Genomic DNA, 23733 nt, shown 5'->3' on the forward strand with positions numbered 1-23733 from the left:
TCCGCGTGAAATTCCTTCCGTTGCTGGCCGGCCACTCACCAAGCCGGGCGTCAGTGACCTGTACCTACCGCTGTGGCGACGCGTGCTTCCACGACGCGCCGAACACCTCGGACAACCCCACCTTCGCCGACGTGCTCGGCGCGGTGAGCCGCCGTGGCGCGCTGAAGGCGACGGCCGTCGTCGCACTGGCCGCCGGGACGCCGCTCGCGCTCGCGGCGCCGGCGTCCGCCGCTCCCGAGGGGCGCCCGAAACCGCCGCCCGGCACCGACTACCAGCGGGTTCAACCGAACACGCTCGACGCCGTCGTGGTGCCCGAAGGCTACGAACAGGGCATTGTGATCCGCTGGGGTGACGCGGTGCTGCCCGGCGCGCCGGAGTTCGACTTCGACCACCAGACCGCCGAGGCGCAGGCGAAGCAGTTCGGCTACAACTGCGACTTCGCCGCGCTGCTGCCGCTCGACCACTGGGGCCTCACTTCGCTCCTGGTCACGAACCACGAGTACACCTCGGAAGAGTTCATGTTCCGCGGTTACGACAAGGACAACCCGACGGAGGAGCAGGTCAAGATCGCGTGGGCGGCCCACGGGCTGACCGTCGTCCAGGTGTCGCGCGGACGCGACACCGGGCACCTGCGGCCGAAGATGTCCCGCTACAACCGGCGGATCACGCTGCACACGCCGTTCAAGGTGACCGGGCCCGCCGCGGGCAGCGACCTGCTCAAAACCGCCGCCGACCCCACCGGCACGGTGGTGCTGGGCACGATGAACAACTGCGCGGGCGGCGTCACGCCGTGGGGCACGATCCTGTCCGGCGAGGAGAACATCAACCAGTACTTCGGGAACGCCGAAACGGTGACCGATCCCGTGAAGCGCAAGCGCTACGCGCGCTACGGCATCAGGGGCACCGCGACCACCCGCAAATGGGAGCGGTTCGACGCGCGCTGGGACATCGCCAGGGAGCCGAACGAAGCCCACCGCTTCGGCTGGGTGATCGAGCTGGACCCGCACGATCCCGACAGCACCCCGGTCAAGCACACGCATCTGGGCCGGTTCAAGCACGAGACGGCCAACATCCGCGTCGCCAAGGACGGCCGCGTGGTCGCCTACTCCGGCGACGACGAGCGTTTCGAGTACATCTACAAGTTCATCTCGAAGGGCCGGATGAAGCCGGGGAACAGCGCGCATGCCCGGCGCCACAACATGACCCTGCTCGACGACGGCACGCTCTACGTCGGCCGGTTCACCGGCGACAGCCCGCCCGCCGAGATCGACGGCACCGGGAAACTGCCCAGTGACGGCGAATTCGACGGCGGCGGCGAATGGATCCCGCTGGCGTCCGGCAAGAAGTCCTTTGTGGACGGAATGACCGCCGAAGAGGTGTACGTCTTCACCCGCGAGGCGGCCGACCGGGTCGGCGCCACCAAGATGGACCGCCCGGAGGACATCCAGGCCCATCCGTACACCGGCCGGATCTACTGCGCGCTCAGCAACAACGTCGAACGCGGCAACCCCGGCAAGGAAGGCGCCACCGAGCCCAACCCGCGGCTGAACAACAAGCACGGCCAGGTGCTGGAACTCGAAGAGCGGCGCGGGGACGCGCTCGCGCTGACCTTCAGCTGGCGGCTCTTCCTGGTGTGCGGCGATCCGGCCTCGCCGGACACCTACTTCGCCGGCTTCCCCAAGGACCAGGTCTCGCCGATCTCCAGCCCGGACAACGTGGCCTTCGACCGGCACGGCAACCTCTGGATCTCCACCGACTCGGCCGGCGCGCTCGGCATCAACGACGGCCTCTACTCCGTGCCTCTGGAGGGCCGCAACCGCGGCGAGCTGAAGCTGTTCCTCACCGTGCCCCGCGGCGCGGAGACCTGCGGGCCGATCGTCGAGCGGAAGATCGTCACGGTGTGTGTCCAGCATCCGGGTGAAGTGGACGGCGCGAACGCCGACAAACCGGCCTCCCATTGGCCGGACGGCGAGGAAACCCAGCCTCGTCCCTCCGTGGTGGCGGTGTGGAAACCGGGCAGGCATGGCCTGGAAGACATCGGCTCCTAGTCGAAAAGCAACGATCTAGCAGTACTTTTGGTCGATGGCGCGCTGCCGGGTCCGGCAGCGCGCCATCGCTCGTTCGCGCGCTGTTCATCTTCTGGCCAGAGCTGGATCGTTTTGGTCGCTTAACGTCACGGCGTTCCCCCGACTGGACTACGTGTACCCACCGCGACCATGGAGGCCCTGTGTCCTTCGAGCCTCAGCGGCTCCTGCCGTTGATCACCTCCCACCCCGGTGGCCGCTCCGCGGTCACCTGCGAGTACCGCTGCGGCAACGCGTGCGCCCACCCCGAGCCGAACACGTCGGACAACGAATACTTCGGCGACGTCGTCAAGAACGTGCTTTCCCGTCGTGGCGCGCTGAAGGCGGGCGCCGTGATGGCCGCCACCGCGGGCGGTTTCGCCGCGCTGTCCGGCACGGCCGCCGCCGAAACCCCGGCTGACGTCTCCGCCGCGGGCCACGGCAAGCCGGGCCGCCCCGGGCGTCCGGTGCCCGGCACCGACTTCGAAGCGGTGCCGCCGAACACCCTCGACGCGATCACCATCCCCGAGGGTTACGAGCAGCGTGTCGTCATCCGCTGGGGCGACGCCGTCGAATGGGGCGCGCCGAAGTTCGACTTCCACAAGCAGACCGCGGCCGCGCAGGCCAAGCAGTTCGGCTACAACTGCGACTTCGTCGGTCTGATCCCGCAGGATCCGCTGGGCATCCGCAACCTGCTGGTGGTGAACCACGAGTACACCACCGAGGTCCACATGTTCCCGGCCGACCAGTACGACCCGAAGAACCCGACCGAGGAGCAGGTCAAGATCGCGTGGGCCGCGCACGGCCTTTCGGTCGTCCAGGCCTTCCGCGACCCGATCGGTGGCGCCCTGCGCGTGACGCCGAGCCCGTTCAACCGCCGCATCACGCTGAACACCGCCTTCGAGGTGCGTGGCCCGGCCGCCGGTTCGAAGTACCTCAAGACCTCCGCGGACCCGACGGGCCGCAAGGTCTTCGGCACGCAGAACAACTGCGCCGGCGGCGTGACCCCTTGGGGCACCGTGCTTTCCGGCGAGGAGAACGTCAACCAGTACTTCGCCAACGCGGCGAGCGTCACCGACCCGGTCGCCGCCGCGCGGTTGAAGCGGTACGGCTTCTCCGGCACCGAAAGCACCCGTAAGTGGGAGCGGTTCGACAAGCGCTGGGACCTCGCGAAGGAGCCCAACGAGGCCAACCGCTTCGGCTGGGTCGTCGAGATCGACCCGAACGACCCGAACTCGACGCCGATCAAGCACACCGCGCTCGGCCGGTTCAAGCACGAGGCCGCGAACATCAAGATCACCAAGGACGGCCGCGTCGCCGTCTACTCGGGTGACGACGAGCGCTTCGAGTACATCTACAAGTTCGTCTCCAAGGGCAAGTACAAGCCGGGCAAGAGCGCGCACGCGCGCCGCCACAACTCGGCGCTGCTCGACGACGGCACCCTGTACGTCGGCCGCTTCACCGGCGACAGCCCGGCCGCCGAGATCGACGGCACCGGGAAACTGCCCTCGGACGGTGAATTCGACGGTGTCGGCGAGTGGATCCCGCTGGCGTCGGGCGACAAGTCCTTTGTGGACGGTTTCACCGCCGAAGAGGTCTACATCTTCACCCGCGAGGCGGCGGACAAGGTCAAGCCGACCAAGATGGACCGCCCCGAGGACATCGAGCCGAACCCGGTCAACGGCCGGATCTACGCCGCGCTGACCAACAACAGCCAGCGTGGCCCCGCCGGCAAGGCGAACGTCGACGAGGCGAACCCGCGGCCGAACAACCGCAACGGCCACGTCCTGGAATGGGAAGAGGACCGGGGCGACGCCGCGTCGACGAAGTTCTCCTGGCGCCTCCTGCTGGTCTGCGGTGACCCGAAGACGGCGGACACCTACTTCGGCGGTTTCCCGAAGGAGCAGGTCAGCCCGATCTCCTGCCCGGACAACGTCGCGTTCGACCGGCACGGCAACCTGTGGATCTCCACCGACGGCAACGCGCTCGGCGCGCACGACGGTCTGTTCTCGGTGCCGGTCGACGGTCCGGAACGCGGGCACGTCAAGCAGTTCCTGTCGGTCCCGGTCGGCGCGGAATGCTGCGGCCCGGTGGTGACCGACCACCTGGTGCTCGTCGCCGTGCAGCACCCGGGTGAGGACGCGGACAGCTCCGCGAACCCGACGTCGCACTGGCCGGACGGCGGCACTTCGCAGCCGCGTCCGTCGATCGTGTCGGTGTGGAAGAAGGGTCGCTGGGGCCAGGTCGGCCGCATCGGCGTCAAGTAGTCGCTTCCGGCGCCCCGATCACTCTCGGCGAGACTTGTTCTCCCTGATCGGGGCGCCGGACGACACCGTTCGGTGATGACGGAAGCCCGCCGCGCTCATTAGCTTCAGCCCTGTGAAAAGGGCACTGGTGTTCATGACGGCGGGCGCGCTCGTCTTCGGCTTCGTCCCTTCCTACGCGCAGGCGGCGGCGATCCCGTCCGGCTGCACCGGCGGCGCCGCGCCGAATCCGAGCGTCGAGCAGGGCAGCCCGCCCGCCGGGTACACGTTCAGCCCGGCCGCCCCGGTGCCACCAGGAACGCCGCGGAGCAAGCAGCCGCGGCTGTCGACGGCGAGTGGCTACCAGCCCGACGGCGGCCGATACGCCCTCATCGCGACCCCGGACAAGATGGTCAGCACCGCCTACGCGGCACTGAAGTTCGTGCCCGGTGCCGTGTACACCCTGACCGACTGGACCGGCACGAACCTCCAGCGCACGGACGCCGTCCAGGAGACGGGCCTGCGGTTCTACGACGGGTCCGGCAAGGTCGTCCTGGAGAACAAGCTCAAGGTCACGCACGCCGTCGAAAGCGACGGCGCGCTGGCGCGGCAGGACTTCCCGCCGTCCATCGCGCCGCCGTCGGCGGGCTCCGTGAAGTTCTTCGCCGCCACCGACCGCAACTGGGTCATGTGGGACTGCGTCCACCTGCAGGTCGCCTCGTTCTCGGCCAAGGCCGAGGTGCGGGATCCGGCGAGCGGCACCTGGGGCGCCACGGCCACCGTCGAGGCGGGCACCACCGCGAACTACCGGTTCACCGTCACCAACGACGGCACCACGACGCTGACCGACATCAAGGTCGAAGACCCGTATTGCGACGTGAAACCAGCGCCGATCGCGACCCTCGACAGCGGCAAGTCCGCGACCGTCACCTGCGACCACAAGAACGTCACCGAAGCGGACAACGGCCACGTCAGCACCGTGACCGTCTCCAGCGGCACCCTGCCGAAGAAGACCGCGACGACGACCATCAAGGTCACCCCGCCGCCCGCGATCGACGAGATCGGCGAGCTCGTCTGGGACGACGTCGACCGCGACGGCCTGCAGGACGCCGGGGAGCCGGGCGTTCAGGGCGTGAAGGTGACATTGAAGGACGCCTCGGGCAAGGCGCTCGGGACGATCACCACGGACGCCGGTGGGAAGTATCGCTTCACGAAGCTGAAGGACGGCATCTACCAGGTCTGCTTCGACATCGCCGGGCTTCCCTACACGTACACGGCGAAGGACGCAGGCGACGACGCGAAGGATTCGGACGCCGACCCGGCGACCGGCTGCACCGCGACCACCACCGTCGGCCCTCGCAAACGGATCGACCTGACACTCGCCGCGGGTCTCGTCGCGCCGCTGAGCAGGCTGGGCGACTTCGTGTGGCTGGACAAGGACAAGGACGGCCTCCAGAGCCGCGACGAACTCGGCGTCCCGGACGTGAAGGTGATTTTGAAGGACGCGTCGGGCAAGGAGGTCGGCTCGGCCGTCACCGGGCCGGACGGCCGATACGCCTTCGAGCGGCTGGCTCCGGGCTCGTACCAGGTGTGCTTCGACGTCGGCTCGCGTCAGCTGACCCGATCCGGCGCCGCGCACCACAACGGCACGGATTCGGCGGCGGATCCCGCGACCGGGTGCACGCCGGTGGCTTCGGTGGCGGCGCCGGAGGACCTGACCAGGGACGCCGGGCTGCTCGAACCGTGAATTGTCGGTGGGTGCCGCTAGCGTCGCCCACCGTGACCTCACATCTCGACGCCACCCGCGAGTCCTACGACACAGTCGCCGAGGACTACGCCGCGCTGATCGGCCCGCGCTTCGACCAGGAGCCGATCAGCCGCGCGATGCTGGCCGCGTTCGCCGAGCAGGTACGCGGGCCGGTCGCCGACGTCGGCTGCGGTCCCGGTCACGTCACCGCTCACCTGGCGTCGCTCGGCCTCGACGTCTCGGGTGTCGACTTGTCGCCGAAAATGATCGAGGTGGCTCGTCGTCAGTATCCTGACCAGCGGTTTTTCGTCGGCTCGATGACAGCCTTGGATTTCCGCGACGGCTCTTTGGGTGGTCTGGTCGCCTGGTGGTCGATCTTCCATCTACCGCCGGAGGTGCTCCCCGAGGTGTTCGCGGAGTTCCGCCGCACGCTCGCGCCCGGAGGCCGTCTCCTGGTCGGATTCCACGTCGGTGACGAGCGGCTGAGCCCGGAAACGGCGTACGGCCACCCGGTCAGCTACGACGCCTACCTGCTGGATCCCGGCCGGATCGCCGACCAGCTGGGCGAGGCCGGCTTCGAGGTCACCGCGCGGCTGACCATGGAAGGGAGGAAATGGCCACAAGCCTGTCTGTCCGCCCGCGCGGTTTGACGCGCGGGCCGCGGACCTGATCTCCTGCGCACGCAACCGAGCCGGGCGGGGCCATGACGCAGACGAACACGACCACGGGTGAGAACACGCCCGACTGGCCTTCGCGCGCCTGGTTCCGCCGGCCGTCGACCTGGACGTGGTTCGGGTTCGGCCTGGTGCTGATGGTCTACGCCGACCTGGCCTGGCGCCGTCGCTGGATGAGCGATGACGGGCTGATCGTGCTGCGCACGGTTCGCCAGATCCTCGCCGGCAACGGGCCGGTGTTCAACATCGGCGAACGCGTCGAGACGAACACCAGTCCTTTGTGGACGGCGGTGCTGAGCGTGCTCGGGCTGCTTCCCGGCGTGCCGCTGGAGTGGATCTCCGTGGTCACCGGGCTGGTCTTCTCGGTCGCCGGGCTGTTCTTCGGCCTGGACGGCGCCCGGCGGCTCTACCAGCCGCTGGCGTTCCACGGACTCGCGCCCGCCGGGGCGCTGGTGGTCTGCGCGCTGCCGCCGTTCCGTGACTTCGCGACGTCCGGGCTGGAAACCGGCCTGATCACGTTGTGGCTGGGCGGCACCTGGTGGCTGCTCGTCCGCCGTTCGTCCACAATGGACGATCTGCGGACCTGGCCGGTCGCGGTGGTCGCCGGGCTCGGGCCGTTGGTGCGGCCGGACCTCGCGCTCTTCAGCGTCGTCGCCTTGGTGGCGCTGCTCGTGCTGGTGCGGCCGGGACGCCGTCGTGCGCTGGGTCTGCTGGCCGCGGCGGGTGCGCTCCCGTTGGCGTATCAGGTGTTCCGCATGGGCTACTACGGTCTGCTGACACCGAACACCGCCCTGGTCAAGGAAGCGTCGGAGGCGAACTGGGCCCGCGGCTGGGCCTACCTGGTCGATCTCGTCCAGCCGTACTGGTTGTGGCTCCCGCTGCTGGTGCTCGCCGCCGCGGCCGTCACGGTTTCGTCCACTGTGGACAAGACGTTCGTGGTGCTCACCGCGGTCCCGCTCGTCGGCGCGGTGCTGCTCGCGGGGTACGTGATCCGCGTCGGCGGGGATTTCATGCACGGCCGCATGCTGCTTCCTGCGCTGTTCTGCCTGCTGTTGCCCGTGCTGGCCTTACCGGTGACGAGACTGACCGTGGTGTTCCTGGTCGTCGTCGGGGTCTGGGCGTTGGTGGCCGCCGCGTCGCTTCGTCCGGCGTCCTCGGCTTCTCCGCGCGCCGTCGGCGTCACGGACGAGCGAGCGTTCTGGTCGCGGTCGACCGGGCACGAACACCCGGTCCTGGCCGCCGACTACGCCGACCACCCGCTGATGCCGTCGGCGCTGGACGCCGTCCACGGCGCGACCGGCCCGGCGGTGCTTGTCCAGGACTACGCGACCAGGCGCTGGTACGCGTACCCGACGGACCGGCCGTACGTGACCGTCGCGGCGGACAGCATGGGCGCCCTCGGCCTGCTGATCCCGCTCGACATGCGGCTGCGCGACGGCTACGGCCTCGCCAACCCGTTCGCCGCGCATTCGACTTCGCTCCCCAACGGCCGCCCCGGTCACCAGAAATGGCTGCCGCCGGTCTGGGAACTGGCGAACTCCGCCCGGCTCCCGATCGCCGAGGGCGGCCCGGCCCGCGCCGAGGACGTCGCCGCCGCCCGCGCCGCCCTCGACTGCCCGGCCCTCCGCGCGATCGACGCTTCGGTACGCGACCCGCTCACCGCCGCCCGCTTCGCGGACAACTTCGCCGGTTCGTTCACGCGCGGTTCCGTACGGTTCCCGCGGGTGGTGACCCCTCCCGTCGTGTGCGCCCCCTGATCACGCGAGTTACGCCTCCAATCACGCGAGTTCGCCCTCCAATCACGTGAGTTCGCTTCCCAATCACGCGAGACACGCTTTCGATCACGTGAGGCCGCCGTACTAGCGTGGCGGCCATGGCTGATCTCCCCCTGGCTCTCGTCACCGGCGCCACCCGCGGCATCGGTGCCGCGGTCGCCCGCGCGCTCGCTCCGACCCACCGGCTGCTGCTCGGCGGTCGCGATGCCGACGCGCTCGGCGAGCTCGCGGGCACGCTGCCCGACGCCCGGCCGTGGCCGATCGACCTCACCGACGACGAGGCACTGGAAACGGCGACGGCCGAATTCGGCGAGCTGGACGTGCTGGTGCACTCCGCGGGCGTGGCACGGCTCGGCACGGTCGAGACCGCGACCGACGCCGACTGGCGGGCGAACTTCGAGGTCAACGTGCTCGGGGTGGTCACGCTGACCAGGCGGCTGCTGCCCGCGCTGCGTGCTTCGAAGGGGCACGTCGTCGTGATCAACTCGGGCGCCGGGCACAACGCCCGCCCGGGCTGGGGCCCGTACGCCGCGAGCAAGTTCGCCGTCCGCGCCTTCGCCGACTCGCTGCGGGAGGAGGAGTCCACGCTTCGGGTGACGTCGATCTACCCCGGCCGCACGGACACCGAAATGCAGCAGGCGATCATCGCCGACGAAGGCCGCGCCTACGAGCCGGAACGCTTCCTGCGCCCCGAATCGGTGGCGTCCGCCGTCCTCGCCGCGGTCTCCGCGACCGGAGACGCGCACCCGACCGAGGTGACCCTCCGGCCGCGGGGCCTGGTGTAACGCGGCTCCGCTCGCCCGCCGCCAGCTCGCGGTGTGCGCCCAATGTGGCATTAGGGGCGCTCAACGTCCCCAATGCCACATTGGGCGCACGAGCCCAGTTGTCCACAGCCCCGCCCCATTGTGGACAACCAGCCCCTGAGCAGCACTTTTCCGCAGGCCCCGCCCTCGACCCCCGATAGACTGGCTTCGGGGCCGCCCCCTGGGACGGGTGGGGGGCTGGGTAGGTGAGTTAAGAGCGAAGGCGTGCGGAGGTGTCGGCGACTTCGGCTTGCACCTGGGCGCGGTCCACCCGCAGGGATTCGCCGTCGCCGACGACCTGTTCGCCGGCCACCCAGACGTCGCGCACGCGGCGCGAGCCCGCGGCCCACACCAGGTTCGAGAGCAGCTGCACGTCCGGCACGTCGATGCCTGCCGCGAAGGCCGGGTCGTCGAGGTCGACGTGCACCATATCCGCCCACCGGCCGGTTTCCAGCGCGCCGATGTCGGTCCGGCCCAGCGCGTCCGCGCCGCCGCGGGTGCCGAGCAGGAACGCGTCTGCCGCGGTCAGCACGGTCGAGTCGCCGGTCGCGAGCCGCGCGAACATCGCCGAGAGCTGCAGTTCCTCCCACAGGTCGATGTCGTCGTTCGACGCCGGGCCGTCCGTGCCGAGCCCGATGGCGACGCCCGCCTTTCGCAGCTCCGTCACGCGCGCGATGCCCGAAGCGAGCTTCGCGTTCGAGCCCGGGCAGTGCGCCATGCCGACACCACGCGCGGCGAACAGCGCGATGTCCTCGTCGGACAGGTGGATGGCGTGCGCGGCCAGCGTCCGGCCCCGCAGCATCCCGACCTTCTCCAGCAGCGCAGGCACCGAGCCGTGCGCCTCACGCTGCTTGACGTCTTCGAGCGCCGCCTCGGCCACGTGGATCTGCACCAGCGCGCCCCGCTCGGCCGCCGATTCCGCGGTCGCCCGCAGCGCCTCCTCGTTCAGCATGTACGCCGAGTGCGGCCCGTAGCCGACCTCGATCCGCTCGCCCGGCCCGAACCGCAGGCCGTCGGTGTCGATCCAGCGTTCGATGCTCGTCAGCATCGCGCGCCAGTCCATCCCGGGCAGCTCCATGATCGGCGGGCCCAGCACCACGCGGCCACCGGTGGTGAGCACCGCGTCGGCGAGCTGCTCACCTTCGAAATACATCTCCGCGCTGGTCGTGACACCGTGCCGCAGCATCTCGACCGAGCCCAGCAGCATGCCGGTGCGGATGTCGGCCGGCTTCAGCTTCGCTTCGGTCGGCCAGATGATCTCGGTCAGCCACGGCAGCAGCGGCAGGTCGCCGCCCATCCCGCGCAACAGCGTCATCGGGCTGTGCGCGTGCGCGTTGACCAGACCGGGCAGGAGGATGCCGCTCAACCGGGTCACGGGAGCGGAAGTTCCGGGCGCCTCGGAAGCGGGACCGACATGGGCGATACGCCCCGCCTCGTCCACGTCGACCACGGCGTCACGCAGCAACGAGCAGGCGGGGTCGGCGGGGAGAACGACGGGAGCGTGGAAACGGCGTTGCATGACCCGAGCTTACGGTCACTCCACGACGCCACTCCGCCACGCCCACGCCGCGATCTCCACCCGGTTCCGCGCACCGACCTTCCCCTGCACAGAGGCCAGATGCGTCTTCACCGTCGACAGCGACAGGAACAGCTCCGCCCCGATCTCGGTGTTCGTCAGCCCCTTCGCGGCCGCCTTCACGACGTCCAGCTCCCGCGCGGTCAGCGGCTCCGAAGGCGGGCTGACGTCGCGCTTCACCGCACCGCCGTCGAAATGCTTCAGCAGCCGGACGGTGATCTGCGGCGAGACCAGCGCGTCCCCACGCGCCGCCGCGCGCACGGCTTCGATCAGCAGCGCCGGCCCGGCGTCCTTCAGCAGAAAACCGCTCGCACCGTTCCGCAGCGCGGTGTGCACGTATTCGTCGAGGTCGAACGTCGTGACCACCACCACCTTCAGCGGATCGGTGACGTCCGGGCCCGCCAGCTGCTTGGTGACCTCGAGCCCGTCGATGCCGGGCATACGGATGTCCAGCAGGCAGACGTCCGGCCGCAGTTCGCGCGCCTTCGCGACCGCCGAGACGCCGTCCGCCACGTCGGCGACCACCTCGATGTCGTCCTGCGCGTCCAGGATCATCCGGAAGCCGATCCGCACCATGTCCTGGTCGTCGGCGATCAATACCCGGATCACTCTTCTCCTTCAAGTGGTAGCCACGCTTCGACGCGCCATCCGCCGCCCGGCGCCCGTCCGGCGGAGAGCCGGCCGTGCAGCAGGGCGACCCGTTCGCGCATGCCGATCAGACCGTAGCCGCCCGACCCGCCCGCCGGACGACGCTGGGGCTCCTGTCCGTCATCGGTCACCTGGAGGTGCAGTTCGTTCCCACTCACCTCGGCGATGACCAGCGCCTCCTTCGCCCCCGACGCGTGCTTGCCGACGTTCGTCAGCGACTCCTGCACCAGCCGCAACGCCGACCGCCCGACCTCGTGCGGCACGTTCGACGGCAGTTCGAGCTTCATCGACGTCTTCACACCGTGGTTCGACCGTTCGATCAACGTCCGCAGGTCGGCGGCGAGATCGGTGGTGGCCTGTTCGCTGAACTCGCTGCTCCCGGCCGGGGCGTCGCCGCGCATGCTCCGCACGAGCCGCCGCATCGCCGCCAGCGCCTCCACCCCGGCGTCCTCGATCCGGCCCATCGCCTCGACCGCGACCTGCGGATTCTTCTCGCCCATCATCTTCGCCGCCTGCGCCTGCACGACGATCCCGGTCACGTGGTGGGCGACCACGTCGTGCAGTTCCCGCGCCAGCGCCATCCGTTCCGACGTCTGCGCGTCGGTGATCGCCGACTGGATGACCTGCGTGCGTTCCGAATCCCGCGAACGCAACGCCAGACCGACCGCCACCGAGATGCCGAGCAGCAGCACCGCGGCCACGGCGAGACCGGCGATCTCGTCCGGGTCGGTCATCAGCTTGGGGCCCGGCCGTTTGGTGTTGAGGATCGAGGCGACGGCGACCACGGCCGAAAGCCCCACGATCCGGGACACGGCCTTGCTCAGCCCGACCGCCCGGACCAGGGTGACGACCAGCCCCATCCCCGCGACGATCTGCGTCCCCGGTACCCCGCCGGGCGTGGCGTAGTCGTAGCGGAGCCGGAGGAACGGCGTCACCAGCGCCGAAAGCAGCATGACCGCGGTGAGCGCGACCATCGCGTCGGCGGGCCGCCGCGGCGCCGCGACCGCGATGATCGCCGCCACGATCGAGCAGACCAGGATCGGGAAGCCGTGCGCGCCGCTCTCATAGGTGAAGCCGAACTCCAGGAGCAGCGCCACACCCAGCAGACCGATGAGCGGCCACTGGCCCATCACCAGCTTGTTGAGCTTCTGCAGCTTCTCGTAGCGTCTCGGATTCGCCGCGCGGTCGCGCCCGGGGATCGCGAAGAGCAGCGTGCCGCCCAGCAGGATGCCGCCGAAAAGCATCGCCTGCGCCATGGTGCCGTTCGACTCGCTGCCGTAGTAGTACCGGCCCGACACCGCGGTCAACGTGGCCAGCACCAGACCCGAGATCACGGCCAAGGCGACCCCCGGCCGCGTCCGGCGCGCGGCGTAGAACAGGATCTCGACCCCCGCCACCACCTCGGTGATGGACAGATGCGCGAGCACGCTCGAGTAGGTCGGGATGTTGAAGTACCGGACGACCAGCGTGTACGCCACCAGCACGACCGAGGCCGCGACAGCGGCGACGGCGGCCCGTTTCTGCGCCCAGAGCGCGCAGAACACCATCGCGAAGATGCCGGGGAACAGCAGGAGGTCGATGCCGCGCGGCCCCGTGTCGTCGAAAGCCGCGTCGGTCACGAAGACCAGGTCGAACACGAGCGCGGCCAGCAGGACGACGGCGGGCATGCCGATACGTCGCGCGAGCGCACTCACCCGCGCGGGGAACTTGTTCTGGGCCGGACCTGCTGTCACACCGTGACGGTAGAGGATCGGCCGCCGTCCGCACCTTGGCCGACCGGCCCGAGCCGGGTCGGCCGATCGGCCGATGCGCGGGTGATCAGCACTGGCCGTCTGCCCGAAGTGGACACAGGTGGTTCACCGCGAAGCTCTTTCCCGAAGCAGAACACACAGTGACTGACTAGGGAGAATCACGGTGGTGGATCCACAGTGGACAGGGCAGCCGGTGCTTTCGGGCCGGGGGCTGGTGAAGCGGTACGGCACACAGCACGCGCTGGCCGGGATCGACATCGACATCCAGCCGGGTGACGCGGTCGCCATCGTCGGGCCCTCCGGCTCGGGCAAGACCTCCCTGCTGCACGTGCTCGCCGGCATCCTCCGCGCCGACTCCGGGCAGATCTTCCTGGCCGGCCAGCGCGTCGACCAGCTCAACGAGCGCAAGCGCAGCGAACTGCGGCGCACCGAGTTCGGCTTCGTGTTCCAGTCCGGGATGCTCGTCGCCGAACTGAGCGCCGAGGAGAACGTCGCCCTGCCGTCGCTGCTGGGTGGCAAGGGCCGCAAGGAATCCATCGAAGCCGGCCGCGAATGGCTGGCGAAGCTCGGCCTCGCGGGCAAGGAGAAGCGCCGCCCCGGCGAGCTTTCCGGCGGTGAGGCGCAACGCGTCGCGATCGCCCGTGCGCTGACGCACCGGCCGAAGGTGATCTTCGCCGACGAGCCGACCGGCGCACTCGACACCCGCACCGGCCGCGCCACCATGGACGCGCTGCTCGCCGCGGCCGCCGACAGCGGCGCCGCGGTGATCGTGGTGACCCACGACCGCGAGCTCGCCGAAGCCATGCCCCGCACCGTCTCCATCCGGGACGGCCTGATCGCGACGAGGCTGGCCGCCTGATGAACAGCTTCCAGCTGGCCATGCGGGTGCTCCGGGTCGACCGCCGGACCCGCACGTCGGCCATCCTCACCGCGGTCGGGGTCGCCGTCGCGACCAGTCTGGTGCTCCTGCTCGCCTCACTTCCCGGTGCCACGCAGGCCCGTTCGCAGCGGGCGATCTGGCAGGACATCGGCAGCTACTACTCCCAATCCGGGGAGAGCCAGCGGCCGGCGCCGCTGCTGATGGCGTCGAACAAGGACTACTCGGGCGACCGCGAGATCATCCGCGTCGACATCGCACTGACCGGTACCTCACCGATGCTCAGCCTGCCGCCCGGTATCCCGAGGCTGCCCGGCCCCGGCGAGTCGATCGTTTCCCCCGAACTCGGGAAACTGATCCAGTCCGCGCCGAAGGAGCAACTCGGCGACCGGTTCGGCAAACTCGTCGACGCGCTCGGACCCGAATCCCTGATGTACCCGGAGCAGCTGGTCGCCGTCGTCGGCCACACGCCGGAGTCGATGCCGCAGACGGCGCTCGCCGCGGACGGCTTCCCCAACAAGCAGGCGAAGCCCGATCCGCTGCTCGAACTGCTCGCCTGGGTCGGCGTGATCGTTCTGCTCGTGCCGAGCCTGGTGCTCGTCGCGTCTTCGGCCAGGCTCACCGCCGCCCGGCGTGAGCTGCGGATGGCCGCGCTGCGACTGGCGGGGGCGACCCCTGGCCAGGTGACGAAGATCGTCGCCGCCGAGACGGCGTTGTCCGCCACCGTCGGCGCGCTGCTCGGCATCCTCGTGGCACCCGCGCTGCAAGGGCTCTCGACGTTCGTCCCGTGGGGCGGCGGCACCTGGCTCGCGTCGGACTTCAGCCTGTCGGTCGGCTCGACCATCGCGGTCGCCGTCGCGATCCCGCTGCTGGTCGTCTTCGCCGGGATCCTCGGCATCCGCCGGGTGCTGAAGACGCCGCTGTTCGCGGCATCGGCGCACGCTCGAAAGCCGCTGCACTGGTGGCGGCTGCTCGCGGTCCCGGTGGCCGGCGCGTTCTTCCTCTTCGCGGTCGCCCAGGACGACGCCAGCCTGCCGATGGTGATGCTCGGCCTGTTCCTGCTGGTCGGCTCGGCCGCCATCATCGGCCCCTGGGTCACCTCGGCGGTCGGTGGCACGTTCGTCCGCATCTGGCGCAAACCGGCGTCGCTGCTGGCCGGACGCAGGCTCCGCGACGACCCGAAGAGCGCCTACCGCGCCACCGCGGGCGTCGTGCTCGCCGTCTTCACCGGCTCGATGGCGCTCACCCTGCTGCCCTCGTTCGAGTCGATGGCGGGCGGCGGCCGGACCTTCAAGGACAACGTCCTCTACGCCCAATCCGACGCGACCCAGGCGAAGCAGATCGCCGATCAGACCAACGCGTCCCTCGCCCGCTACGGCATCACCGAGAAGGCCGTCTCGGTCGGGCAGGTCTACCTGTCCACCGGCGAGCCGGGCACCCGCTCACAGAATCTGAACCGAGCCTTCGTGATGACCTGCGAGGACGCCTCGAAACTCCTGCGGGTGAATCTCGGCGGCTCCTGCCAACCGGGACCCGCGATCTACAGCAGGTACGCCATCAATCCGGCGGAGTACCGCGTGCTGGCGGAGTACGACAAGGCCGGTCCGCCGCTGGACCCGAAGGCTCCCGTGCACCTCTTCCCGCAGGGTGACGAGGACACGTCCAGCACGATCGTCATCGACCCGGCCCTGGTGCCCGCGGGGGTCACACCGGAGCGCTTCGACGTGATCGTGCCGACGACCCCGCAGAACGCCGAGACCGTGCGGACCGCCCTGGTCGGCGCCGCTCCCGGCCAGGAGGTCGGCAGCCGCGGCCTGCACCTGATCGGCCAGCAGCAGGAACTCGGCGACCTGCGCCGGGTCACCGTCATCGGCCTGATCGCCGCCGGGGTGCTCGCCGGCTGCAGTGCGGCCGTGGCGACCGCCGGTTCGGTGATGGACCGCCGCCGCACCTTCGGGGCGCTCATCGCGGCCGGGACACCGGTCCGGGTGCTGGCGAGGGCGTTGCGGATGGAAGCGGCCCTGCCCGCGATGGTGGCCACCATCGGTGCGGGTGCGGTCGGGATCGGCGTCGGCATGGGGCTCTACAGCCTGGTCGAGAAGGACGCGGTCGTGCTGAGCCCGTGGCTGCTGGCGCCCGTGGTGCTGGGAATCGGGGTGGCGTTGCTCGGGGCATCCGTCTCGACCCCGGCGCTCAAGCGGGTGCAGTCGGAGCCCCTGGCCGACGAGTAGGAAAAAGGTTCGCCCGAATGGCGTCATGGCGCCTGGGCGGGCAGGTCTCGTGGGTGGAGTCGGTGGTGATCCACCCACGGGCCGGGTGCCCGGTCGTCTCTCTGTCGGGGGAGGGACGAACGGGCACCGGGGACGCGCAGGGGGCGTTCCGAGGTGCGGGGGTGTGAAGAAAGGGCCGGTCAGGGACGTGGGGACGTCCTGACCGGCCCTTTCAATGCGCTCAGACCCGCTCGAAGATCAGGTCGTGCGAGATCCGGCCCTCGACGTCGGCGCGGTTCTCGAACTTCGTGATCGGCCGCCACTCCGGCCGCGGCGCCCAGCCGCCGGGCTCGCCGGCGTGACGGTTGCGCAGGAGCGGCTCGGCCGAGCAGACCTCCATCATCTGCTCGGCGTAGTTCTCCCAGTCGGTCGCCATGTGGAAGGTCCCGCCCGGCGCGAGCCGCGAGGCCACCAGCGCGACGAACCCGGGCTGCACGATCCGCCGCTTGTGGTGCCGCTTCTTCGGCCACGGGTCCGGGAAGAACAGCCGGACGCCGGACAGCGAGCCCGGCTCCACGTGCGAGGTCAGCAGCACGACGGCGTCACCGTGCATCAGCCGCAGGTTCTCCACCCCGAGCTTCTCGGCGCGCAGCATCAGCTGGCCGAGCCCCGGGTCGTACACCTCGACCGCGACGTAGTTGAGTTCCGGCGCGGCGGCGGCGAGCTGGGACGTCGTCTCGCCCATGCCCGAACCGATCTCCACCATGACCGGGGCCTGCCTGCCGAACCAGTCGTCGAAGTCCACCGGTCCTTCGGGCAGTTCGCCGACGGTGCGGCCGAGGGACGGCCAGAGTTCGTTCCAGGCGCGCTGCTGCCCGACGGTCATACGGCCGCCGCGTTTGACATAGCTGACCACGCTGCGCATCCGTGGCTGGTCCTCGTTTTCCACCAGCCCATTAAACGCGGCGGTTACCTGACGGCTTCGAACTCCCCCAGCCGCGAGCGCAGCCCGGCGAATCCGCCGACCGCGATCGGGGTGGGCGTCGGGCTGGAGTGCGCGGGAAGAACGTCGATCCAGCCGTCGTGGCGGCTGGTGTTCAGCACCGTGGTCGGGATCGAATGCCCGGACGCGCCGCGTTCGGAAGGCATGAACTCCCAGTAACCGGATTCTCCGTCCGCGGCCCACGGCACGAATTCCCAGCCGGGTCGCCTGCCGAGCAGGCCGGCGATGCGATCTTCGATGCGGAAACCGAGCTCCCGCGATTCGAGCCGTCCTTCCACGATGGCGCGAAGCCACCAAGGCGCGGGAATTTCGCCGTGCATTCCGCTCGACGCGCGGTACAACGCGACGACGAGATCTTCGGGGGCGCGATGCACCCAGGCGCGGCGGATATCCGACGGCCGGGTCGCGGACGCCACCGTGCGGGGCAGTTCGATCGCCTGTGACCATTCGAGGTCGAGCATGGGCTCGAGGCGGGGCTGCATACTTTCCGTGCGGGCTTGCGGGATCATGCGTTCTACTCCCTGACCGGAATCCACCGTCAAGGATCACCTCCGGGGCCGAGAGCCGAAAAATAGGCTCGTCCCGAGCATCGCCCGGTCAGGAACAGTATGTCCGCTCCCTGTGAGAGAAGCCACAGGCTCTTAACGTGGACTTAACTCCTTTGGCCGCGGTAAAAGCTCACGCGTCCCTTCGATGGGTGATCATCAGCCCGGCCGCATAAACAATCACGCAGATGCCGCCGAAATAAGCCAAATAGCCCCACGGTCCCAACGGTGGTTCGAGTTTCAGCATCGAAACCGTCAGATCCGGTCCCGAAAACTGATTCGCCGCGAAGAACGGCATCCACTGGTAGATGTCGTCGCCGACTTTCGGGATCAGCACGACGAGTCCCTCGAGCACCTGCGTCCAGGCCAGCGCGAACCCGAGCGCGAACGCGGGGCTGCGGAACAGCAGCCCGAGGCCCACCCCGAGCAGACCGGTCAGGAAGAAGGTCAGGCCCTGGCCCGCCACCGCGCGCCAGTCGGCGCCCGAAGCCAGGCCCAGGTCGGCGGCCGGTTTGATCAGATACGCGACAGCCCACGAGCCGAAACCCACCAGCAGCCCGATCAGCCCCGAGAACACCCCGACGACGGCGCCCTTCGCCAGCAAGGCGGGCACGCGCGAGGGCACCGCCTGGAAGGTGAGCTTCATCGTGCCCCAGTTGAACTCCGTCGCCGCCGCGAGAATCGCGAGCACCAGCACCACGGTGCGGCCGAGTGCGCTGGCGACCTGTGTCGAGTTCACGCCTGTCTGGCCCTCCAGCGGCACGAAGCCGAAGAAGAGCGCGGTGTAGGCGAGCGCGACCACGACCGCGATGGCCGCGCACCACCAGGGTGCGCGGGTGCTCAGCAGTTTGATCCGCTCCGCGCGGAGCATGTTCGCCGCGGTCATCCGACGACCTCCGGTACCTGGCCGGCGCCGTACTCGACGGCTTCGGCGGTGAGTTGCATGTATGCCTGTTCGAGCGAGCCGGCGAGCGGCTTCAGCTCGTGGAGGGTCGCCCCCGCGGCGAACGCGAGCTCGCCGATGGTGTCGCTGTCCATTTCGGACACGACGAGCGCGCCGTCCTCCTCGCGGAATTCGGCGCCCTTCTCGGTCAGCGCCGTCCGCAGCTCGGGCAGATGCGGGCTGCGGACCCGCACGCCGAGGCCCTTCGCGCGGCCGACGAAGTCTTCCATCGTGCCCTGGTAGATCAGCTTTCCCCGCCCGATCACGACGAGGTCCTGCGCGGTCTGCGCCATCTCCGGCAGCAGGTGGCTGGACACGAACACGGTGCGCCCCTCGGCGGCGAGCGCGTGCATCAGCTTCCTGATCCAGACGATGCCCTCGGGGTCGAGCCCGTTCACCGGCTCGTCGAATAGCAGCACCCGGGGGTCGCCCAGCAGCGCCGTGGCGATCCCGAGCCGCTGCGACATCCCGAGCGAGAACTGCCCGGCTCGTTTGCGGGCGACCGGCTCCAGCCCGACGAGCCGGAGCACCTCGTCGACGCGTTTGTCCGGGAGGCCGTTGGTCGCGGCGATCCACCGGAGGTGTTCGCGCGCGGTGCGGCCGGGATGCCGCCAGGTGGCGTCGATCATGCCGCCGACCGTCCGAAGTGGATCATGCAGCTCGCGGTAGGCCTTGCCGTCGATCGTCACCGAACCCGACGTGGGGTTGTCGAGGCCGAGCATCATCCGCATGGTGGTGGACTTCCCCGCCCCGTTGGGGCCGAGGAATCCGGTCACCCGTCCTGCTTCGGCGGTGAAGGAAAGATCGTCGACGGCGAGCTTGTCGCCGTAGCGTTTCGTGAGTCCGGTGGCTTCGATCATCAGCCCTCCCTCCAGGTGGATTCCGACATTACGCGGGAAAGGACCGGGCTGCCCCCCGATAAGGCGGCCCGGTCCTTGTTCCCCTTTTTCTCCCCGTCCGGACGTCTCGCTCCCCCGAGTGGGACGTCCGGCCTTCTCCCCTGTGGAAGTCCTTACGCGTCGCGCTTGTTCGCGACGACCAGCGAGATGACCAGCAGCACCAGCGCGAAACCGGCGAAGTAGGCCAGCGAGCCGGCTTGGCTCAGCGGAGCGTCCGCCGCGGCGGGGCCCCCGGTGAGGAACCGGTCGGCGACGTGGAACGGCATCCAGTCGTAGATGTCCTTGCCGATCTTCGGGATGAGCTGGATCAGGTTCTCCACCGCGAGGGCGTAGATCAGCACGAGCGAGATGGCGCCGGCGCTGTGCCGGATCAGGATGCCGACGGCGATCGCGATCACCGAGGCGAGGGCGAACACCACGCCCACCCCGGCGACGCTGATCCATTCCGCGGTGGTGTTCAGCATGAGGTCTTCCGGCCGCATGGCCGAAGCGAGGCCCCAGGCGCCGAACGCGGCGATCTCGCCGATCACGAGCGACAGGATCGCGACCACGCCGGTCTTGGCCAGCAGTGCCGAAGTGCGGTTCGGCACGGCCTGGAAGGTGGTCCGGATGGTGCTGAAACGGTATTCGGTGGTCACCGAAAGCGCGGCGAGCACCATGATCACGGCCATGCCGAAGCCGTAACCGAACTGGGTGAGGCTGACGTCGGTGAGTTCCCCGTCGGGCGCGGCACTGGAGATGATGGCGGCGAAGCCGATCACGACCGCGAGTGCGGCCAGCGCGCACCACCACGGTGAGCGGGTGGTGAACAGCTTGATGCGTTCCACGGCGAGCAGAGTCATGGCTTTTCTTTCCTCGAAAGGTGGCGGCTACTGGGCGGCGGTGACCACTTCGGCGGCCTCGGCTTCGAGACCGGTGTGGTACTCGACCGAATCGCCGGTGATCTGCATGAAGGCCTGCTCCAGGGAGCCGGTCTGCGGGCTGAGCTCGTGCAGCACGATCTGATTGGCCGCGGCGATCTCGCCGATCTTGTCACTGTCCAAACCGGACACCACGAGCGCGCGGTCGGCGTCGGTGACCTGAGCGCTCGCCTGCGTCAGCGCGGTGCGCAACGCGGGCAGCTGCGGAGAACGGACCTTGACCGTGTTTTCGGCGGCCCGCGCCACGAAGTCCTCGGTGGAGGACTGGGAGATCAGCCGGCCCTTGCCGATCACGACCAGGTGGCTCGCGGTCAGCGCCATCTCCGAAAGCAGGTGCGAGGAAACGAATACCGTGCGGCCTTCGTCGGCAAGCCGGTGCATGAACTTCCGGATCCAGAGGATGCCTTCGGGGTCGAGGCCGTTGACGGGCTCGTCGAAGAGAAGGACCTCCGGGTCGCCCAGCAGTGCCGCCGCGATCCCCAGCCGCTGCGACATGCCGAGGGAGAAACCGCCGGCGCGCTTTCCGGCGACGCTGGTGAGCCCGACGATCTCGAGCACCTCGTCGACCCGGCTTTCCGCGATCTTGTTGGACTTCGCCATCCACCGCAGATGCGCCCGCGCCGACCGGTTGGGGTGCACCCATTTGGCGTCCAGCAGCGCGCCGACGGTCCGCAGCGGTTCCTTGAGCTCGCGGTAGAGCTTGCCCCCGATGCGCACCTGGCCCGCGGTCGGGTTGTCCAGGCCCAGGATCATCCGCATGGTCGTGGACTTGCCCGCCCCGTTGGGGCCGAGGAACCCGGTGACCTCACCCGCCGCGACGGAGAAGGACAGGTCGTTCACCGCCAGTGTCTTGCCGTACCGCTTGGTGAGGCCCACTGCCTCGATCATGTCTGCTCCCCTCGGCGACTGCGAGAACAATCGTCGTCCATGTGGGTGGCCGAGCGCGTCATCCTGAGGTGCCAACCTGATACCCGACCTGAGACGTAGCTTGCCGTCTTCCGGCGGCGTACGCGATCGGTGATACCCCTGAGAGTGACCCTGATTCGCCAGGGTTAATGAACCGTGGTTCAATAATCGCATGGCGAGGCCCCGGAGCATCACGGACGAACGATTGCTGACCGCGGCGGGAACCGTGATCGGCATGGTCGGGCCGGGTTTCACGCTGGCCCAGGTGGCGGCGGAGGCCGGGGTGGCGGTCGGCACCGTCGCCCAGCGGTTCGGTTCGAAGAACGGTCTCCTGCTGGCGTTGAGCCGGGAGAACACGCGCTCCGTCGTGGAAGCGATGCGGGAATGCGGTGAGCTGGCCGATCCCGTGGAAGCGCTACGGGCGGCGGTCGTCGTGGTCTACGAGGGCCTTGGCGACGGGGAGACCGCGGCGAACCATCTCGGGCAGCTGGGGGTGGACATCGGCGATCCGGGGTTGCGTGCGCTGCTCGGTGAACATTTCACCGCCGTGGAAGCGGAATTGCGCAAGCTGGTGCGCGTCGCGGCGCGTGACCTGCCGGGCGCGCCCGGTGTCGTCCGCGCCGCGCGAGTGCTGCTGGGGGTGGCGAACGGGGCCGCGCTGGACTGGTCGATCCGGCCGAAGGGCCGGATCACCGAACGGTTGGGGCAAGACGTGGACGCGGTGCTGACCGCGTGGAAGGGAGTGTCCTGAATGGACCGGAAAGTGGCCGTGGTCACGGGGGCGACGCGGGGATGTGGCCGGGCGATCGCGGTGGAACTGGGCAGGCTCGGCTGGACGGTGTTCGTCACCGGCCGCACGACGCGGGAGCACCAGTCCCCGATGAAGCGTTCGGAGACGATCGAAGACACCGCTGAGCTCGTCGACGCGGCGGGCGGCCGGGGGATCCCCGTCCGGACCGACTTCACCGTCGTGTCCGATGTGGACGCGCTGAAGGCGCGGATCGAGTCCGAAGTGGACGGCCGGATCGACGTCCTGGTCGACGACGTCTGGGGCGGCGACCAGTTCGCGGATTTCGAGGGGGCGTACTGGGACTCCAGCCTCGACGACGCGCTCACGCTGGTGCACAACGCGATCGACACGCATCTGATCGCGCTGCACCGGCTGCTCCCGCTGGTGGTGAAGCGGGAGGGCGGGCTCGTCCTCGAGGTCACCGACGGCGACCACGACGAGTACGTCGGCGCGGGGATCCCGTATTTCCTCGCGAAATGCGGGATCCGCGCGATCGGCAGGGCGCTCGGCGCCGAGCTGAAGAAGTACGGCTGCGTCGGGATGACCGTCACGCCGGGCTTCCTGCGTTCGGAAGCCATGCTCGACTACTTCAAGGTCACCGAGGAGACGTGGCGTGACGCGGTCGGCAAGGCCGCGCCGGTCGATTTCGCGATCTCGGAGACCCCGGCGCTGCTCGGGCGCGGTGTCGCGAAGCTGGCGACCGACCCGGAGGTCTCGCGGTTCGCGGGCAAGACGCTGGCGTCGTGGACGTTGATGAACGAGTACGGCCTCACCGACGTCGACGGCTCGCGTCCCGACTTCGGCAAGTGGATGGCCGAAGTCCGGGACACGGGCAAGGACCCGGCGACGGCGGATCACTCGCTGTACCGCTGAGGGATCGTGCCGGCCGGGGAGCTACTTCTTCCCGGCCAGCACGTCCAGGTAGTGCTGGTTGAACATGACGCCGAGGACGTTGGCGAACGGGTCGACGACGGCCGCGGTCACGAAGCCCGGCCCGCGCTCGATGATCGGCTCGTACTCCTTCGCGCCCTTCTCCAGCAGCTTCGCGAAGGCGTCCTCGACGTTGTCGACGGCCCAGTTCGCGATGGCGCCACCGGGGCCGGGCTGGGCCATCGGCGGCCGGAAGTCGCCGCGGACCAGGCCGAACTCGTGCTGGTAGTCGCCGATCCGGAACTCGACGTACGCCGGCGTCCCGTCGGGGCCGTTGCGGACGAAGTACGGCTCGATCCCGAAGAGATCGGAGTACCACTCGATCGCGGCGGCCATGTCGTCAGCGTAGAACGTGGTGGTGGTGAGACCTCGCAGCATTTCCTTCTCCTCAGGTAGTGGCTCTGAGAAGAAGGATTCACTGCAAAGTGCT

Annotated in this window: 20 protein-coding genes; 10 read left to right on the plus strand and 10 right to left on the minus strand. The window is 69.4% G+C overall.

Features of this window, described 5'->3' with window-relative positions:
- The first annotated feature begins 5 nt into the window (after window positions 1–5).
- From AVR91_RS36675 to AVR91_RS36700, 6 genes are all read left to right on the plus strand, one after another.
- Window positions 6–2048, plus strand: a complete 2043-nt coding sequence (locus AVR91_RS36675; protein ID WP_076857520.1) for a PhoX family protein — start codon at window positions 6–8, stop codon at window positions 2046–2048.
- Window positions 2049–2227: 179 nt separating this feature from the next.
- On the plus strand, window positions 2228–4330 hold the full coding sequence (locus AVR91_RS36680) for a PhoX family protein (protein WP_063274103.1): 2103 nt from the start codon (window positions 2228–2230) through the stop codon (window positions 4328–4330).
- A 127-nt stretch (window positions 4331–4457) separates the two neighbouring features.
- The gene (locus AVR91_RS36685; protein WP_063274183.1) at window positions 4458–6053 is read left to right on the plus strand and encodes a DUF7850 domain-containing protein; all 1596 of its coding nucleotides are present in this window, start codon (window positions 4458–4460) and stop codon (window positions 6051–6053) included.
- Window positions 6054–6085: 32 nt separating this feature from the next.
- Window positions 6086–6703, plus strand: a complete 618-nt coding sequence (locus AVR91_RS36690; protein WP_063274102.1) for a class I SAM-dependent DNA methyltransferase — start codon at window positions 6086–6088, stop codon at window positions 6701–6703.
- A gap of 53 nt (window positions 6704–6756) precedes the next feature.
- Window positions 6757–8484 carry a hypothetical protein gene (locus tag AVR91_RS36695; protein ID WP_063274101.1) on the plus strand — a complete coding sequence of 576 codons (1728 nt, stop codon included), beginning with the start codon at window positions 6757–6759 and terminating at the stop codon, window positions 8482–8484.
- 116 nt (window positions 8485–8600) lie between these two features.
- Window positions 8601–9287 carry an SDR family oxidoreductase gene (locus AVR91_RS36700; RefSeq protein WP_063274100.1) on the plus strand — a complete coding sequence of 229 codons (687 nt, stop codon included), beginning with the start codon at window positions 8601–8603 and terminating at the stop codon, window positions 9285–9287.
- Between the two features lie 229 nt (window positions 9288–9516).
- Here AVR91_RS36700 and AVR91_RS36705 read toward each other — a convergent pair whose 3' ends face one another.
- Genes AVR91_RS36705 through AVR91_RS36715 form a run of 3 tightly spaced genes read right to left on the minus strand, consistent with a single transcriptional unit; the run spans window position 9517 to window position 13262 of the window.
- The gene (locus tag AVR91_RS36705; RefSeq protein ID WP_063274099.1) at window positions 9517–10824 is read right to left on the minus strand and encodes an amidohydrolase family protein; all 1308 of its coding nucleotides are present in this window, start codon (window positions 10822–10824) and stop codon (window positions 9517–9519) included.
- A gap of 15 nt (window positions 10825–10839) precedes the next feature.
- The gene (locus tag AVR91_RS36710) at window positions 10840–11490 is read right to left on the minus strand and encodes a response regulator (protein WP_063274098.1); all 651 of its coding nucleotides are present in this window, start codon (window positions 11488–11490) and stop codon (window positions 10840–10842) included.
- Window positions 11487–13262: a sensor histidine kinase gene (locus AVR91_RS36715; protein ID WP_063274097.1), complete on the minus strand. Its 1776-nt coding sequence runs from the start codon at window positions 13260–13262 to the stop codon at window positions 11487–11489. The genes AVR91_RS36710 and AVR91_RS36715 overlap by 4 nt, the downstream gene beginning before the upstream one ends.
- Window positions 13263–13443: 181 nt before the next feature.
- Here AVR91_RS36715 and AVR91_RS36720 point away from each other — a divergent pair, with 181 nt between their 5' ends.
- Both AVR91_RS36720 and AVR91_RS36725 read left to right on the plus strand, forming a co-directional pair.
- On the plus strand, window positions 13444–14139 hold the full coding sequence (locus AVR91_RS36720; RefSeq protein ID WP_063274096.1) for an ABC transporter ATP-binding protein: 696 nt from the start codon (window positions 13444–13446) through the stop codon (window positions 14137–14139).
- Entirely contained in the window at window positions 14139–16388 is a 2250-nt protein-coding gene (locus AVR91_RS36725) for an FtsX-like permease family protein (RefSeq protein WP_063274095.1), read from the plus strand. Before AVR91_RS36720 ends, AVR91_RS36725 begins: the two co-directional genes overlap by 1 nt.
- Before the next feature lie 220 nt (window positions 16389–16608).
- Here the strand turns inward: AVR91_RS36725 and trmB are convergent, their stop codons facing one another.
- The 6 genes from trmB to AVR91_RS36755 form a co-directional block, all read right to left on the minus strand.
- Window positions 16609–17292, minus strand: coding sequence for a tRNA (guanosine(46)-N7)-methyltransferase TrmB (gene trmB / locus AVR91_RS36730; RefSeq protein ID WP_063274094.1), 684 nt, complete (start codon window positions 17290–17292; stop codon window positions 16609–16611).
- Window positions 17293–17336: 44 nt separating this feature from the next.
- On the minus strand, window positions 17337–17879 hold the full coding sequence (locus AVR91_RS36735; RefSeq protein ID WP_063274093.1) for a hypothetical protein: 543 nt from the start codon (window positions 17877–17879) through the stop codon (window positions 17337–17339).
- A 169-nt stretch (window positions 17880–18048) separates the two neighbouring features.
- Entirely contained in the window at window positions 18049–18801 is a 753-nt protein-coding gene (locus AVR91_RS36740) for an ABC transporter permease (RefSeq protein ID WP_063274092.1), read from the minus strand.
- Window positions 18798–19718: an ABC transporter ATP-binding protein gene (locus AVR91_RS36745; protein WP_063274091.1), complete on the minus strand. Its 921-nt coding sequence runs from the start codon at window positions 19716–19718 to the stop codon at window positions 18798–18800. Before AVR91_RS36745 ends, AVR91_RS36740 begins: the two co-directional genes overlap by 4 nt.
- Before the next feature lie 152 nt (window positions 19719–19870).
- On the minus strand, window positions 19871–20599 hold the full coding sequence (locus AVR91_RS36750) for an ABC transporter permease (protein WP_063274090.1): 729 nt from the start codon (window positions 20597–20599) through the stop codon (window positions 19871–19873).
- Between the two features lie 27 nt (window positions 20600–20626).
- Window positions 20627–21565, minus strand: a complete 939-nt coding sequence (locus tag AVR91_RS36755; RefSeq protein WP_063274089.1) for an ABC transporter ATP-binding protein — start codon at window positions 21563–21565, stop codon at window positions 20627–20629.
- A gap of 190 nt (window positions 21566–21755) precedes the next feature.
- Here AVR91_RS36755 and AVR91_RS36760 point away from each other — a divergent pair, with 190 nt between their 5' ends.
- Both AVR91_RS36760 and AVR91_RS36765 read left to right on the plus strand, forming a co-directional pair.
- Entirely contained in the window at window positions 21756–22334 is a 579-nt protein-coding gene (locus tag AVR91_RS36760; protein WP_063274088.1) for a TetR/AcrR family transcriptional regulator, read from the plus strand.
- Window positions 22335–23246 (plus strand): SDR family NAD(P)-dependent oxidoreductase, encoded by a 912-nt coding sequence (locus AVR91_RS36765; protein ID WP_016338252.1) that lies wholly within the window; start codon window positions 22335–22337, stop codon window positions 23244–23246.
- 21 nt (window positions 23247–23267) lie between these two features.
- Here the strand turns inward: AVR91_RS36765 and AVR91_RS36770 are convergent, their stop codons facing one another.
- The gene (locus tag AVR91_RS36770; RefSeq protein ID WP_063274087.1) at window positions 23268–23681 is read right to left on the minus strand and encodes a VOC family protein; all 414 of its coding nucleotides are present in this window, start codon (window positions 23679–23681) and stop codon (window positions 23268–23270) included.
- Between the last annotated feature and the right edge of the window lie 52 nt (window positions 23682–23733).

Origin of the sequence: Amycolatopsis keratiniphila subsp. keratiniphila (assembly GCF_001620365.2) — a bacterium.
Lineage (GTDB): Bacteria > Actinomycetota > Actinomycetes > Mycobacteriales > Pseudonocardiaceae > Amycolatopsis > Amycolatopsis keratiniphila.

Excerpts from the sequence above, each read along its gene's own strand:
- AVR91_RS36740 (WP_063274092.1), bottom strand. The coding sequence starts at position 18,801 with ATGACCGCGGCGAACATGCTCCGCGCGGAGCGGATCAAACTGCTGAGC.
- AVR91_RS36725 (WP_063274095.1), top strand. The coding sequence starts at position 14,139 with ATGAACAGCTTCCAGCTGGCCATGCGGGTGCTCCGGGTCGACCGCCGG.
- AVR91_RS36735 (WP_063274093.1), bottom strand. The coding sequence starts at position 17,879 with ATGATCCCGCAAGCCCGCACGGAAAGTATGCAGCCCCGCCTCGAGCCC.
- trmB (WP_063274094.1), bottom strand. The coding sequence starts at position 17,292 with ATGCGCAGCGTGGTCAGCTATGTCAAACGCGGCGGCCGTATGACCGTC.
- AVR91_RS36765 (WP_016338252.1), top strand. The coding sequence starts at position 22,335 with ATGGACCGGAAAGTGGCCGTGGTCACGGGGGCGACGCGGGGATGTGGC.
- AVR91_RS36770 (WP_063274087.1), bottom strand. The coding sequence starts at position 23,681 with ATGCTGCGAGGTCTCACCACCACCACGTTCTACGCTGACGACATGGCC.
- AVR91_RS36705 (WP_063274099.1), bottom strand. The coding sequence starts at position 10,824 with ATGCAACGCCGTTTCCACGCTCCCGTCGTTCTCCCCGCCGACCCCGCC.
- AVR91_RS36760 (WP_063274088.1), top strand. The coding sequence starts at position 21,756 with ATGGCGAGGCCCCGGAGCATCACGGACGAACGATTGCTGACCGCGGCG.
- AVR91_RS36750 (WP_063274090.1), bottom strand. The coding sequence starts at position 20,599 with ATGACTCTGCTCGCCGTGGAACGCATCAAGCTGTTCACCACCCGCTCA.
- AVR91_RS36700 (WP_063274100.1), top strand. The coding sequence starts at position 8,601 with ATGGCTGATCTCCCCCTGGCTCTCGTCACCGGCGCCACCCGCGGCATC.
- AVR91_RS36695 (WP_063274101.1), top strand. The coding sequence starts at position 6,757 with ATGACGCAGACGAACACGACCACGGGTGAGAACACGCCCGACTGGCCT.
- AVR91_RS36755 (WP_063274089.1), bottom strand. The coding sequence starts at position 21,565 with ATGATCGAGGCAGTGGGCCTCACCAAGCGGTACGGCAAGACACTGGCG.
- AVR91_RS36745 (WP_063274091.1), bottom strand. The coding sequence starts at position 19,718 with ATGATCGAAGCCACCGGACTCACGAAACGCTACGGCGACAAGCTCGCC.